General features: G+C 42.4%; 16 protein-coding genes. 10 read left to right on the forward strand and 6 right to left on the reverse strand.

Going from position 1 to position 14,195, the window contains the following annotated elements; genetic code table 11:
- Nucleotides 1-8: 8 nt before the first annotated feature.
- A complete protein-coding gene (locus tag dnm_RS23100) occupies nucleotides 9-779 on the forward strand; it encodes an ARPP-1 family domain-containing protein (protein ID WP_207679250.1) in 771 nt (256 codons plus the stop codon).
- 30 nt (nucleotides 780-809) lie between these two features.
- Here the strand turns inward: dnm_RS23100 and dnm_RS23105 are convergent, their stop codons facing one another.
- From dnm_RS23105 to dnm_RS23120, 4 genes are all read right to left on the reverse strand, one after another.
- Entirely contained in the window at nucleotides 810-1,064 is a 255-nt protein-coding gene (locus tag dnm_RS23105) for a hypothetical protein (protein WP_207679251.1), read from the reverse strand.
- 3 nt (nucleotides 1,065-1,067) lie between these two features.
- The gene (locus dnm_RS23110; RefSeq protein ID WP_207679252.1) at nucleotides 1,068-1,706 is read right to left on the reverse strand and encodes an RpnC/YadD family protein; all 639 of its coding nucleotides are present in this window, start codon (nucleotides 1,704-1,706) and stop codon (nucleotides 1,068-1,070) included.
- A 211-nt stretch (nucleotides 1,707-1,917) separates the two neighbouring features.
- Complete coding sequence (locus tag dnm_RS23115) at nucleotides 1,918-2,991, reverse strand: iron-containing alcohol dehydrogenase family protein (RefSeq protein WP_207679253.1); 1,074 nt, start codon at nucleotides 2,989-2,991, stop codon at nucleotides 1,918-1,920.
- A gap of 553 nt (nucleotides 2,992-3,544) precedes the next feature.
- Complete coding sequence (locus dnm_RS23120) at nucleotides 3,545-3,934, reverse strand: YajD family HNH nuclease (protein ID WP_207679254.1); 390 nt, start codon at nucleotides 3,932-3,934, stop codon at nucleotides 3,545-3,547.
- A 1,129-nt stretch (nucleotides 3,935-5,063) separates the two neighbouring features.
- Between dnm_RS23120 and dnm_RS23125 the strand changes: the two genes are divergently transcribed.
- From dnm_RS23125 to dnm_RS23165, 9 genes are all read left to right on the forward strand, one after another.
- Nucleotides 5,064-5,294: a hypothetical protein gene (locus dnm_RS23125; RefSeq protein WP_207679255.1), complete on the forward strand. Its 231-nt coding sequence runs from the start codon at nucleotides 5,064-5,066 to the stop codon at nucleotides 5,292-5,294.
- 1,095 nt (nucleotides 5,295-6,389) lie between these two features.
- Nucleotides 6,390-6,569 carry a Trm112 family protein gene (locus dnm_RS23130; RefSeq protein WP_207679256.1) on the forward strand — a complete coding sequence of 60 codons (180 nt, stop codon included), beginning with the start codon at nucleotides 6,390-6,392 and terminating at the stop codon, nucleotides 6,567-6,569.
- Nucleotides 6,570-6,892: 323 nt separating this feature from the next.
- On the forward strand, nucleotides 6,893-7,444 hold the full coding sequence (locus tag dnm_RS23135) for a DUF4416 family protein (RefSeq protein ID WP_207679257.1): 552 nt from the start codon (nucleotides 6,893-6,895) through the stop codon (nucleotides 7,442-7,444).
- Between the two features lie 179 nt (nucleotides 7,445-7,623).
- Entirely contained in the window at nucleotides 7,624-8,505 is an 882-nt protein-coding gene (locus tag dnm_RS23140) for a YicC/YloC family endoribonuclease (RefSeq protein ID WP_207679258.1), read from the forward strand.
- A 187-nt stretch (nucleotides 8,506-8,692) separates the two neighbouring features.
- On the forward strand, nucleotides 8,693-9,022 hold the full coding sequence (locus dnm_RS23145; protein ID WP_207679259.1) for a DUF370 domain-containing protein: 330 nt from the start codon (nucleotides 8,693-8,695) through the stop codon (nucleotides 9,020-9,022).
- Complete coding sequence (gene gmk, locus dnm_RS23150) at nucleotides 8,997-9,578, forward strand: guanylate kinase (RefSeq protein ID WP_246556066.1); 582 nt, start codon at nucleotides 8,997-8,999, stop codon at nucleotides 9,576-9,578. Before dnm_RS23145 ends, gmk begins: the two co-directional genes overlap by 26 nt.
- A gap of 54 nt (nucleotides 9,579-9,632) precedes the next feature.
- Entirely contained in the window at nucleotides 9,633-10,406 is a 774-nt protein-coding gene (gene rlmB / locus dnm_RS23155; protein ID WP_207679260.1) for a 23S rRNA (guanosine(2251)-2'-O)-methyltransferase RlmB, read from the forward strand.
- A gap of 413 nt (nucleotides 10,407-10,819) precedes the next feature.
- Nucleotides 10,820-11,374 (forward strand): SiaB family protein kinase, encoded by a 555-nt coding sequence (locus dnm_RS23160; RefSeq protein ID WP_207679261.1) that lies wholly within the window; start codon nucleotides 10,820-10,822, stop codon nucleotides 11,372-11,374.
- A 12-nt stretch (nucleotides 11,375-11,386) separates the two neighbouring features.
- Nucleotides 11,387-11,776 (forward strand): DUF1987 domain-containing protein, encoded by a 390-nt coding sequence (locus dnm_RS23165; RefSeq protein WP_207679262.1) that lies wholly within the window; start codon nucleotides 11,387-11,389, stop codon nucleotides 11,774-11,776.
- A gap of 28 nt (nucleotides 11,777-11,804) precedes the next feature.
- Here the strand turns inward: dnm_RS23165 and dnm_RS23170 are convergent, their stop codons facing one another.
- Nucleotides 11,805-12,362 carry an SHOCT domain-containing protein gene (locus dnm_RS23170; protein WP_207679263.1) on the reverse strand — a complete coding sequence of 186 codons (558 nt, stop codon included), beginning with the start codon at nucleotides 12,360-12,362 and terminating at the stop codon, nucleotides 11,805-11,807.
- Nucleotides 12,363-12,796: 434 nt separating this feature from the next.
- The gene (gene pgeF, locus dnm_RS23175; protein ID WP_207679264.1) at nucleotides 12,797-13,555 is read right to left on the reverse strand and encodes a peptidoglycan editing factor PgeF; all 759 of its coding nucleotides are present in this window, start codon (nucleotides 13,553-13,555) and stop codon (nucleotides 12,797-12,799) included.
- Nucleotides 13,556-14,195: the final 640 nt, after the last annotated feature.

Raw genomic sequence — 14,195 nt, forward strand, 5'->3', positions numbered from 1 at the left:
AATAAAAAATGACTAGCTCCAAATTTAGAACACTACCGGTTTTTCTGATGGCCGGAGAACAGCTCATCGGCGCAAAGCAGAACCGTGTGCTGAACGTGAGCATAATGATTGCGGCGCACGGCAAAGTGCCCGTTCCGGTCAGTTGTGTCGAGCAGGGACGCTGGAACTATCATTCCCGCAAATTTTACAGTTCCGGAAGCGCTTCCCACGGACATCTTCGCAAACAGATGGCAGAGGATGTTTACGACAGCTATCACAAAACGCGCCGCCCCGTGTCAGAACAGGGCAAAGTATGGAACGAAGTGAGCCGAAAGCTGGGCAAAATGGGATCCCTGTCAGGGTCGGACGCACTTGAGCAGGCATATGAGGATCGCCAGACAGAAATTGAAAATATTATCCGAGATGCCAGAATTCCTGATGATTGTTGCGGTGTCGTGTTTGCATTTGACGGGAAAATTGCAGGCATGGATATTTTCGACAAGCCCTCCACATTGTCAAAGCTTTCGCCCAAACTCATCAAAGCCTATGCCCTGGACGCTCTGGAGGAAAAATATGATACGACTCAGATCAGTCGCAAAACAGTTAAGGACTGGATTTGTTCCGTAGCAGAGGCTTGCCTTGATTCATTTCAGTCACCCGGCACAGGCGTTGACATCCGTATCAGATCGGAGAATCTGATCGGTGTCAGCCTTTTAGTTGAGGGGTGTCCGGTGCATGCGGAGCTGTTTTCTGAAAGCTTATCACATATAACCGAGGTGTACTTTTCAACCTCCCCCTGAGAGTGAAAATACATTTTCACGGGCGTTTGTCTATGCGTTGCCCTGCCTCACTGATTTTTTCAGTTTCCGTATTTCTTTCAGTGTCAGCCCTGTTGCCTGTGCAATCTGCTCATTGGTAAGCACGCCCATTGCCAGAAGGTTTTCGGCAGTTTTTCTGACCCCGATGCGTTCGCCTTTTTCAATACCGATGCGTTCGGCTGTGGTTATATACTGCATTTTCTCTTTCTCCTCAAATTCCATGAGTTCCTGATGATATGCGTCTTCCAGTTCTGCCGGAAGCACCATTATTCAATCAATAAAACGGTAGAGATTTATGACATCCTGCTTTTCAAAACCCTGCCTGTAAAGATTTTTTGTCAGTTCGATTTTCCAGTGTTTCCGAGAGCTGTCATTACCCTTTGTTTCCATGGTCCTGATATGTGCCATGACAACGACAGCAAAGGGATTGTCCGATTTTTCCAGTTCCTCCCATTTTTCCCTGTATTCCAGAATCTTGACAACCGGAAAACGGAACATGGTCAGGCACCCCCACAGCTTATCAAGATAAACCGACGCATACCAGTTTGGATTGTCATCCGCAAGCACGGCAAGACTCACAGCGGCGCGCCTGTAAAGATCACGGATGCGGTAATTGTAAACAAAAGTTCTCTCCGGAAAATCCGTTTCCTTCTGTGCCTGGATTTCCACATGCGTCATCACCCAAGTCTCATCCCCGTTTTTTTTCCACACCCGGAACAGCCTGTCCGCAAAGCGTTTTGTCGTCTCCGCCTCCCGGATTATCTGCCGAAGTTCCTTGTCCGCAGCCTCATAGCCTCTTTCCCACTCAATTTCCTCTGCGATCTTTGGGAAAAAGAACCGCATGAACTGTTCAAAATACTCACCCAATATATCCTTCCACGGACTGTCATAATCATCACGCTGTGTCAAAGCCTCTCCTTTTTTCGCATCCTGATTTGTAAAAAATCTGATTTCTTACAAATATCTCCAATTCGATTTCATGGCCGCTCTCTGTTTCCAATGATCCGGATGTTTCTTTTTCCCGGCCGTGTCCGAGTTCCGGATATAAACTCTGTAATAAGTTGAACTTATAAAACTGACATGGCTTTATATCCGGATTTGGGGCATCAGCGAACAGAGATCAAAGTCCGAGGATTGAAATATAAAGCGCTTTAATCTTGTCTCTCGTCATCATGCTTTTCCAATCCGTTCCGAGGGCATTTTCCCAAAGCGGTTCCAGTATAAGGGCAACATTGATCATTTTTTCCAATTTCTCGTCTTCAATATTCCCGAAATCCCGGGGGAGCTGAATATCATGTTTTTTCATCATCTCACGGAATTCACGAACCCCTTGGGGATAAAATTCCTCAAGATGGTCAAATACAATGCAGTTGCCAATACCGTGGTGAATCCCCAGACCAAAAGAAAGTCCGTAAGAAAGTGCGTGACACACCCCAACCTGAGAATAAGCAATGCTCATGCCTCCGAAATATGAAGCCATCATAAGCTTGTCATCATTTTCCGGGTTGTCTTCCAGGAACACCTCCTTGCAAAGATCAAAGGCTTTTTCACCATAAGACTGACTGAACACATTGATATATGTGCCTTTCAGAGACTCCACACAATGGATATAACAGTCCATTCCTGTATAAAACCGCTGGTCCGCGGGCGCATTGGAAATCAGTTCCGGGTCAAGCACGATCTGATCAAAAACAGTGTGATCGGAATTTATTCCCAGTTTTTTCTCCGGCCCGATAAGAACGGTGGTGCGGGATACTTCCACACCGGTTCCTGAAAGTGTGGGAATGCCCACATGCCAGACTGCGGGATTTTTAATCAGATCCCAGCCCTGATAGTCAGCAGCAGACCCGGGATTCGTGAGCATAAGCGATACAGCCTTGGCAAGGTCCATGGTACTCCCGCCGCCGATGCCGATGACACCTTCGGGCAACTGTCCTGAAAACGCTCCGGCCTTACGGGTCAGTTCATCAACATAAGCGGTTGATGGCTCATGGTCCACGTTGACCCATATGAGCATATCCGGGTCATTCAGCGGTATTCTGTTTTTTAACCCAGTGTTTTCAAATACATCATCTACCAGAAAAACCATGAATGAATCAGTATGCTTTCGTTTTTCAGCAAGAATGTCATTTAACTGATTAAAAGATCCTCTGCCAAAAACAACCCGGGAAACCATCTTAAAATTACGGAACATATTATATCCTTATTTGTATTGAGGTGTTAGGTGTTAGGTGTTAAGTGTTAAGAAAAATTGTAAGACTTTCATATCTGGTTGTGGCTGTCAGGCCATGACCATTATTTCAAATTCCCTTTCCCTCTGAGATAATAATATTTAACAAATTGATTTTACAATGGATAAATTATCAAAAACAAACACCCCGTGACTCTCTCAGGGGAGATCAGATTCCGACTATATTCCCCCTGATGGATGTCTGCTTCAACGGGTATATTAATTTTTGGGGACTTTCCCTAAACAGACATCAGGCTCTTTTTTGGCTATGCCGTGAACCGCGGCCAGATCGGGTGACACAAACAAAAGAATGTCAGCAGATGGAAAATACTCCGAAAAACTCGCCCGGGACTGACAAATCCCGGGCATTTCCGGCGGATTTGTCAATCCCCCGGGAGCAGTTCGGGGCATTTCCCATCTACTGAATGTCGGTAAGTCTCAAAAATCATATCATGAATCTGCGCATCTGATTTTCTGCTGTCTTTGTCCCCGAATTTTGTTCAGGCCCCTCATTCATTTACTCGTCTTTTTTGCTTTTCAGCAAATCAGCAAGACCCGCGAATGGCCGGTGGGTATCAGACGGCGGCGATTCCTCATCACCCGGGGCTGTCTTGTCATACCATTCCGCGTCCAGATACCGCGAATGTTCATTGTCGTGACAATAGATACACAGCAATTCCCAGTTGCTGCCGTCGGGCGGATTGTTATCGTGGTTATGATCCCTGTGATGAACTGTGAGTTCACGAAGCTTCTTGCCTGAGAATTCACGTCCGCACCGCGCACATACCCACGGATACATCTTGAGCGCACGCTCCCGATAAGTATTCTCCTGAAGCTTTCTGTTGCGCCGAGCTTCGGCAATGATATCATCCAGTTTGTTCTCGTTTTTTTGTGTCTTCTGTGACATGCGTTCACCTTTCAATGGTCCGGTCTGTGGCCCAATATTCAACCTGAACGGCAGCCGGGCGGGAATTATCGCTCCCTTTCGACCGGGAATATAATATTGTCAATCAGATCGAAATATTAAAAAATCGCTCCCTGTCAGTCCTTGAAGTTATGATATCCATGACCGCCGTCCCCGCCATTGCCATCCTGTATCCTTACAGAACGGCTCGTATTTCCGGATCACCAAAATTATATTTTGGCAATGAATCATAACCTTATCAAAGACATATCCGCCTGATTTTGTAATCATAAATGACATTTTATATTATAAATATATAGCTGTAAGTTTTTGACAAGTAAAGAAAAATTCTGATTATTTTGTACAAAACAGAAGGTTTTAAGATAATATTTTATAATTCCAAAAGGATAGCTTCTATTCCGCGTTTTTTTTTACTATTCTGCCAACTCGCGGACAGGTCAGAGATATCCGCAGATTGAAAAAAAATTATTTTTTCTTTAGGAGATTGATTCACATAACTTTTTAAAAATATTCAAGATAGGGGTGTTGTGAGCAAGTGCGTTTAGAAATGACGGGGGTTGACATTTTTCTGCAATGTCTTCATAATTATCTGCGCTATAAAAAAAGCAAAATCCGATTGACATATTTAAAAATTGTTTTGCAGACTTCAAAAATTCTCTTGCATCTGCATTATCACTGGTTATATTATAGTTCGCAAATTAAAATAGTTGTTTAAAAGAAAACGGGTATCTCTGTGTGCGCCTTTTATCGCAATTCCTTTCTTCAGGCCGCTGACAGCGAATAACTTCTGTAAATAAAAATTGTCAATTCTCTTTTCTCAAACTGAGGGAACCCGCTTTTTCAGATTTTTTTTCACTTCCGCCACACTTTCGCATAGTTTTACAGCTCATTGAATTATATGGTGTTTTAAACCATAATAATAAAGATACCACATAGTTTCATATTATTATCAGCAGATCGGATATCTCCGGAACTTAGCCTTTCGCGTACAGACGCGTTCCCATATCAGTGTCTGGGACCAGGTCATGTTACTGTTTTTTTCGATCTGCTGTCTGCCAGATAAGCAGAATGAGGAAAATGCGAAACAACGGAGTTCGGAAGGAGGTAAACCATGGCAAGATTCAGAATAAAGAAAAAAAAAGTAGATCACCGGGAATGTTTTTGTGAACATTATGATGCGTGTCTGACCTACGCGGCCAAAAAGAATATAAGCCTCAGTTGCTCAGGGTGCCGGCTTTTCAAAGAGGTTAAACAGTTTCATATTTACCCGCAAGAGACCGGAGAAACTGAAGCTTACCGAATTTTATTTCCCACTGCTCCATGGAAAAATCCGCTATTATAGGTAATTCTTTCACAGGAGCTGGTTTTGGAAAATATTATGGTAAATTTCCGAACCAAAGTTAGCAGACCAAAACTCCGCCCGCTTATAAACCAAACAGTTGTCTCCTCTGGTTTTGAAGCGATTACATGCCGCCTGATATCTTAGGCGATTTCCCGCGTTTTCAGTTCGTAATTCCGCGTTTAGGCGATGATACCGCCTAAACGCGGAACTACGAACTTGAAAGATGCCGGGATATGCTTTTCCGAAAATCGCCTTCGTGTTTTCTAAATTGATGCCACAAACTTGACAGCTATTTTCAGCGGATCGAAAAGATTTCAGGACAAAAATCGAGTACTGCCTGTCTGACCTGCCTGAAAAAACTGATGAAAATGATTTGTTTGCTTTATCTTTCAGTTCATGGCTTTTTTTGTTTTACAAGCTTCCTTTTTGTTTGCTATAGTTACAAATTGTGTATCTGATATTAAACAACAGTTCGGACAGTTTTTGAAAATTAAGAATATTCAAAATGTTAACCTTTTGAAATTATAGAATTTGAATTTTTAAGAATAAAAATAAAATTTAATAAAAACATCAGGTTATAAAGATTATCCGAAATATCGGCAGATCGAAAAGTTTCCGGGCTGTCACAGAGCGGTCAAGACGGACGCGGGAGAACCCCGGCTTTTTCCGTCAGGGTAGGGTTCCTGTCCGGGGAAAAAAGCCGGGTTTCTTTGCAGTTCCGGACACAGTTCGGTCAAGACGGACGCGGGAGAACCCCGGCTTTTTCCGTCAGGGTAGGGTTCCTGTCCGGGGAAAAAAAGCCGGGTTTCTTTGCAGTTCCGGACACAGTTCGGGCACGACGGACGCGGGAGAAACCCGGCTTTTTCCGTCAGGGTAGGGTTCCTGTCCGGGGAAAGAAAGCCGGGTTTCTTTGCAGTTCCGGACACAGTTCGGGCACGACGGACGCGGGAGAACCCCGGCTTTTTCCGTCAGGGTAGGGTTCCTGTCCGGGGAAAAAAAGCCGGGTTTCTTTGCAGTTCCGGATACAGTCCGGAAACTTTTCGATCTGCTGAAATATTGTTAAACAAACATTATAAATTAAGGAGAACACAGACAATGGCATTAAGCAAGGAACTTCTTGAAATACTGGCATGCCCCAAGTGTAAAGGGGAAATATATCTGAATAGTACAGAAGACGGGCTTATCTGTGATAACTGCAAACTTTTATATGAAATAAAAGACGATATTCCGATTATGCTTATTGATGAGGCTAAACCTGTATCACAGAAAATCTGAAACCGAAAAACCCAAGTTATAATTAACACGATCAAAATACAAACTGCTTTTATATTTTGACCCGAGCTTCAAAATGCGCTAACAACAAGGGGCACTGATATTTATTTTGAACATCTGATTCAATCTTTAGTGGTCTCTTTCCACGGTCCGCGTGGAAACGCTGCCTCAGATGCTTCGACTCATAATTCTGTCCGGTGTCCGGGACGCGAATTGTCCTAAAGGCATTCCCACGCAACAGCGTAGGAATGAATAATAAATAAAATTTTAACTGCAAAACACATGAAATATGTTGTTTTGGAACCCAATTTTTTTGATTTTCTAATATGAGCATCCCTCAATCTCCGAAGCCCGCAAAACTGGTAATCGGGCTTTTTATGAAAGAAAAAAGCCTGTTGTCTTCTGTGACAGATGAACTCACGAGGCAATTCGGCCTTGTTGATATGGTAAGTTCATGGATACCCTTTAACTATACCACCTATTATGAATCTGAGACCGGCACGCCGCTTTTCAGACGGGTACTCACATTTAACAAATTGATAAAACAAAGTTTTTTGGCAGATATCAAACATAAGACAAATGCGATTGAATTAAAATATTCAAAAAATAACAATCGGAGAGTGAATATTGACCCGGGATATATGCTTCATGAGCGATTTGTCCTTGCAACGGGCAAAAACTTTACCCACAGAATTTATATTGGCAAGGGGATTTATGCTGATCTGACGCTCATCTATACAAAAGGTTCGTTTCAGAAATTACCCTGGACATATCCTGACTATGCCGATAAAAACATGCTGACGTATCTCGGACGGGTGCGCGACAGATACATAAAGGATTTAAAACCGCAATTTCCTGTTAAAACATCAGATGTTTAAAAGACATTCAGCCCTCCTTTTTTCATAAAAAGGGTCAGGGGGGATTTCTGATACAGCCAGGTAAGAAATCTCCCCTGATCCTTTTGTAAAATAAGGAAACACCAATTTTACCCTTTACAAAACCGGGGAGAGACAATAAAAAGTTACGACTGACCCCGTTAAATCGAAAGAAAGAAAAAATGATAAAAAGCATGACCGCGTTTTCAAGCACGGAAAAAACAGTAGATAAACTGACAGTCAATGTTGAAATCCGTTCTTACAACAGCAGGTATCTTGATATTGTCCTGCGCATTCATCAGGGGTATGTTTCCCTGGAAGACAAAATAAAAAATCTGATCTCAGAAAAAATTGCAAGGGGCCGCATTGAAGTCAAGTTTCAAATAAAGGATGATTCCGAAGAAGCCTGTACCTTTGAAATAAATGAACCCAAGGCCCGGGGATACCACAATGCGCTTGTTGAGTTGGGAAATATGTTTAATATTGATGCCAATATTCCCCTTAATTTCCTGGCCGGTGTCGGGGGAATTATAAAACCTGCTGAGACTGAAAAAAACATGAAAGAGGCCTGGTCGGTCATAAAAGACTGTGTCAGCGAAGCCCTGGACGACCTGAATGTCATGCGAAGGAAAGAAGGAGACTTTATCGCCCGTGATTTCATTGAGCGGCTTGATTATATTGAAACATCTGTGGAGCAGATTGAAAAAGGAGCCGGGGGGCTTTTATTGCATTATCAGGAGCGATTAAAAGAACGTATTGCCGCTCTGACCAAAGGCATCGTGGAGATAGACCCCGGACGAATCGCACAGGAAGCGGCTTTCCTTGCGGATAAAAGTGACATTTCCGAGGAACTTGTGAGGGCAAAAAGTCATATCAGCCAGTTTCGCTCCATCATGAACTCAGAAGAGCCTTCCGGCCGGAAGCTTAATTTTTTGTTACAGGAGTTTAACCGGGAATTCAATACCATGGGATCCAAGTCAGGAAACGCTGAAGTATCCCATATCATTCTTACTGTCAAATCTGAGCTTGAAAAAATAAGAGAGCAGATACAAAATGTGGAATAAAAATTGAAAATTGAAAATTGAAAATTAATTCTGATGAGTTCAATATATTGAGACCGCATCTCAGTGAGATAACCTCACTGTTTTCATCTGCCGGAATTCATTTGTTCGTGCAGATTAAACAGGACGTCCGATTTCTGATTTTCAATTTTCAATTTTCAATTTTTAATTTTCAAGCTCAGGAGGTAATATGGAACAAAGTCTTTTAAATATCGGATTTGGAAGTACTGTTGTCGCGGAACGGGTTATTGCCATCGTGCTGCCCAATTCTGCCCCGATGAAGCGTCTTAAGGACGAGGCCAAGGATGAAAAACGTCTTGTGGATGCGACCCATGGCCGCAGAACCCGCTCCATCATTGTCATGGACAGCAATCACATTGTTCTTTCGGCAATACAGGCGGAAACAATATCCCAGCGTTATGAAATGCTTAAAGAATCCAAAAAAAGCCGTCGTGAAAAATCGGAAAATGAATCTGGCGAGCATGAAGCGGCCGATGATAAAGGTAATCAGAATGTGTAAGCAGGGACGACTTTTTATTATCTCAGCGCCATCAGGAACCGGCAAAACAACCCTTTGCAATATTTTGCTTGAACAGTTTCCTGATATACGCTTTTCAATATCCCACACCACACGGGAACCCCGAACAGGTGAGACAGATGGGGTTGAGTATTATTTTATTACAAAAGAAGCGTTTATAAAAGGTATGGAAACAGCGGCATGGGCCGAATGGGCCGAGGTTCATGGCAATTTTTACGGCACATCTTCCGAAGTGCTGAACAGGACGCTGGGTTCCGGTCAGGACATACTTCTTGATATTGATGTACAGGGAGCCATACAGATTCTCAGACAATACCCTGACAGTGTGACGATATTCATCATGCCGCCGTCATCTGATGTCCTGAAAGCCCGTCTGGAATCAAGAGGCACAGATACCGAGGAAGTCATTGCGGCCCGTCTTATAAACGCGGAAAAGGAGATGGCGGAAAAAGACCGCTACCGTCATATCATTGTAAATGATCGTTTGCCGGAAGCGGCAGCGGAACTGATTTCCATTGTGGAAAAATATCGCTGTTAGTTATCTGATGTTTGGTGTTCGGAACAGATTAAACACCAAGCGACAAATGCCAAAATGTCAAATACCAAATCCATGAAAACTGAAATACTTTTTGGGATTCACCCTGTTTTTGAAGCCCTTCGGGCCGCCAGAAGAAATTTTTTTGAGATATATATTGCAAAAGAGAACGCATTAAAGCGTTTTGAAAAGATGGTGGCGGCTGATTCGGAAAGCTATTCAATCGGACAACAATTGAAACAGATATCTGTTAAGAATATACAGGCATCTGAACTGAAATCAATGGCGGCCACCGAATTTCATCAGGGAATCGGGGCTAAGGTAAGCCCGTATCCCCTGACTGATCTTTCTGATATTCTCGGTTCTGCTGAAAGTAATCCTTTTTTGCTGCTGCTGGATAATGTGGTGGACACCCATAATCTTGGCGCACTGGTCCGGACAGGGCTTTGCGTAGGAACACATGGGATTATTATTCCAAAAGATCGTTCTGCCCTTCCGACACCTGCCGTATCAAAAGCATCCGCAGGGGCCCTTGAGCATGTGTTTCTGGCGCGGGTGACGAATCTGGTAAACACAATAAAGGAGCTGAGGAAAAAAGGGGTATGGATCGCGGGAATGGATAAGTCCGGAGATCATTCAGTCTTTGCCAGTGACTTAACATGCCCTATTGGCATTGTTATCGGAGGAGAGGAAAAAGGACTCCGTCCGCTTGTAAAAAAGCATTGTGATTTCCTAATGTCCATTCCGCAGAAGGGGCCTGTAAATTCCCTGAACGCCTCTGTGGCAGGAGCTGTCACCATGTATGAAGCATTCAGGCAAAGAGGAATTTAAACAGAGACAGCAAAAAAAACACAAAAATTTTCATAATCAGAAATGGCGTTATTCCAAATCGTTAAAATTCGAATTCATCAGCAATACTTCGGACAGTTTTTATAACATATTGTTTTTATAGGATTTATATATTTTGCGGTCAGAGATTAAAATTCTATGATTTCAATAAGTTAAAATTTCAGACGCTCTTGATCTTCAAAAACTGTCCGAAGTATTGATCAGGACAGTCCCTGAAATTCTTTATCCGATCCGGAGTGCGAAAATTATTTTTCACACTTCTGAGGTTATGACTTCCCATACAGAAACAAAAACTTAATTTCTTGAACTCTCTGATATTATATGTTTTTTGTGTTAAGTTTGGTGAGGAAATCAGCGCACCGTTTTTAAAACTTAAAAGTGAAAGGGCAGGTGATATGGTTGGTAAGCTTTATGATTTTAGGCAGGAACTGGGCAGGCAGGGAATCTTTTTTTGTTTCAGCGGGCCTGTTTCGCAGGACCTTCTGGTGGAATTCGGTGATATACTGAAACAGAAAATACTTCATGGGGAATCCAGCAACTCGATTGCTCTCAGGGTTTTTTCCATGGTTGTGGAACAGGCCCAGAATATTATTCATTATTCTGCTGAAAAATGTGTGAAAAATGATTCGGAAGGAGAGGAGCGGGAATTAAGCATCGGCATTATTGCAGTGGGTTATGAAGGCGAGCATTATTTTGTAGTGAGCGGAAACATGATCGAGGAAGAGAATGTCGAGGGGCTTCGCAACAGACTTGCCAAATTGCAAAAAATGGATAAAAATGAACTCAAGAAGCATTATAAAGAGGAACGTAAAAAAGGGCCGGCCATTACAAGCAAGGGAGCGGGACTGGGGTTTATTGATATGGCAAAAAAAGCCAGCAAACCTATTGAATTTGATTTTAAAAAGATTGACGATAAATTTTCGTTCTTTTCTTCAAGAACCGTCATTTAGATGGAGACAGCAATGGAAAATTTGAAAATCGGAGCCACGAAATATACACCTGAAATATCATTTGACTGTGAGAAAAATATCCTTGACATCATAGGCGAATCTTACCCCGAAAATATCGCCGAGTTTTACGCACCTGTTTTTAAGTGGTTGGAACAATATATCGAACAATTAAAAAATGATCAGAACGTTACCATCAATATGGAACTTATTTATTTTAACAGCAGTTCCTCAAAGGTATTGCTGGATTTTTTAGATATATTGGAACAGGCAGTAAAAAACGGCAAGCATATTGCCGTGAACTGGATCTATGAAGAGGAAGATGAGGACACACTGGAATTTGGAGAAGAATTTCAGGAAGATTTTGAAATACTGGATATTAACTTGGTTCAGAAAAAGGGATAAAAACAAATCTCCGCGCCAGAAGCAAATATCAGTCCTCTGAATCATCAGCATCTCTGATGAGCCTTTTTTTGATGAGATGAAATTCATCTTCGGTGACCACGCCCTGGTCCCTGAGATCGGAAAGTTCTGTCAGGCGTGTGACCACATCCCGTGTCTGACTCTGTTTTTCTGCTATGCCGGATGGCGGCAAAGCTAAATTTCCCTGGTTTTCCTGAGCAGGGAGCAAAGGGGTTATATTTCCCTGCCTTCCCCCGTAAGTAAAGGTTAAAAGGCCATTGAAGACAGATATCTGAACAGGTTCTCCCCGACTCGCCTTTTTTTTTATTTCCTGACCGGTCATAAAACCGTCATGTCTGATTTTTCGAAACAATCTTATTAAAAAGCGTATCAGGGCGTACAGCGCAATAGTCAGAAGCAGTCCCCCTCCGATGATGATGACATATTTGAGATCCACCAGCCCTTTGATGAGTACAACCACAAATGCTCCCAAAAGCGGCACAGTAAAAAATGCAATCAGGATGATATAGAAAAGTCCCAGATTGGACATGATGTCCGTTTGTTTGATATAATTGTTTTTCTTTGTCATGATGATGTGTTCAAGAATAGACTTTATCGGAAATAAAAAACATCGGCCAAAACCGGACATCCGGAGTGCCAAACTTGCAGTTTGGCAATATTCCGGGATTCCCGGGGGACAGGTGTTTTGCCAAACTGCAAGTTTGGCGCTCCGGATTGTCTGGCCGCTTATTTCCGATAATGTCTAATGTTCTTTTAATGTTTTTTTTAAGTTTAATAATTCAGAATCGTTTCTAAGAAGAATGGAACAGAACCTGAATTTTCAGTCATTTTCAATCTGCTGAGTATATTTTAAGGAGACAAGGAAATCAAGAAACTTTTTCCGGATGATGCTGACCGGAAAAAATACAAAACGGAGTATTCCCACCCGGACACGAGGTAAAAAATAATGCCCGTGTTTACGGAAACAGGAAATTAAGAGGATAGAACAATTAAAATTTACAGTCATCTGAGTCCGATGAGCGCGCCAAATCTTCCTGTCACGCGCTCCCCCCGATAGGAAAAAAACAGGTTTGTATTGCACCGAGTGCATAACCCGCCTGAATATATATTTTCGTCTGAAACCCCTGCCTCACACAGCTGATCCCTGGTGGCGGCCCAAAAGTCAAAACAATCTGATTTATCTTTATATTTCCAGAATTCTTCCGGTATTTCTTTTCTGTAGTTGACAAATTCCGCACAACACGGTCCGAGAGACGGGCCAATGCCTCCGATAATATGGCGAGGTTCGCATCCGAATCTTTTTTCCATTACGTTTATTGTACGCGCTGTAATATTTTTTATGCTTCCCCGCCATCCGGAATGAATATTTGCCACAACCTGCTGAACCGGATCATAAAGGAGTACAGCCTGACAGTCTGCTACCTGTATGACAAGCATCCTGCCGGGAATGTCTGTTACCATGGCGTCTCCGGTAAGGACAGGGGGACCAGCAGGATCATCCTTTGAAAATATAAGAATTTCTGTTCCGTGAACCTGATTTGCAAAAACAAGTTCTTTTTCCTCCATACATTGCGAAATAAGCCGGCGATTGTGTTTAACACAGCTTTCCTCATCCCCGACCCCCGGACTGATATTCAGATGATGATACGGGATTTTGCTACAGCCGCCGTTTCTTGTAAAAACACCATGTCGGATATCAACATATTTTGCAAGATTCGGAAATTGAAAAAAAGGAACTTCGTTTTTTTGTTTTAAAATCATGTCCGGCCTTTGTCAGATTATAAGCAGTGAGGATATTTCAAGGTGATAAGTATCTTCTGATTTCTCTCTTAACGGATTTTCAGGTTATTTTCAATAGCATTATATGAAAGTGTTAGGTGTTAAGTGTTAAGTGTTAGGAAAAAATATAAAATTTTTATCCTTTATTGTGTCCGTAGAATATGGGAGTTTATCGGAAATAAGCAGTAAATTTTCCGGGGTGCCAAGGGTTTTGCGGAACGGGATTTATTTGCAGGACGGGATTTATTTGCAGGACGGGATTTATTTGCAGGACGGGATTTGCAATCCCGTCCGAAACGTTTTCTCACGCTCGTTCGATAAAACATTTCGGACGGGGTTCCAAACCCATGGCATCAAGCTTTTACATAAAAAACATAAGCACCTTGTTCTCCAAATAACATATGTTTTACAAAAAATGGAAAAACAAGGCTTGATTCGGGAAATAACAGACTGGATTGAAAGGGAATTATTAAATAACAAGATCGAATGAAAATATCGTTTTCGTCCCTATCGGGTGTTCACATCGAATATCACCATCTGATTCAGCCCCCCTCCGGCATCCATAAATTTCATAGTGTTACACCTCTTTAATTTAGAAAAACTACCCGAAGTATTGGTATAA

It is taken from the genome of Desulfonema magnum, from assembly GCF_017377395.1.
Classification (GTDB): Bacteria; Desulfobacterota; Desulfobacteria; order Desulfobacterales; family 4be13; genus Desulfonema_C; species Desulfonema_C magnum.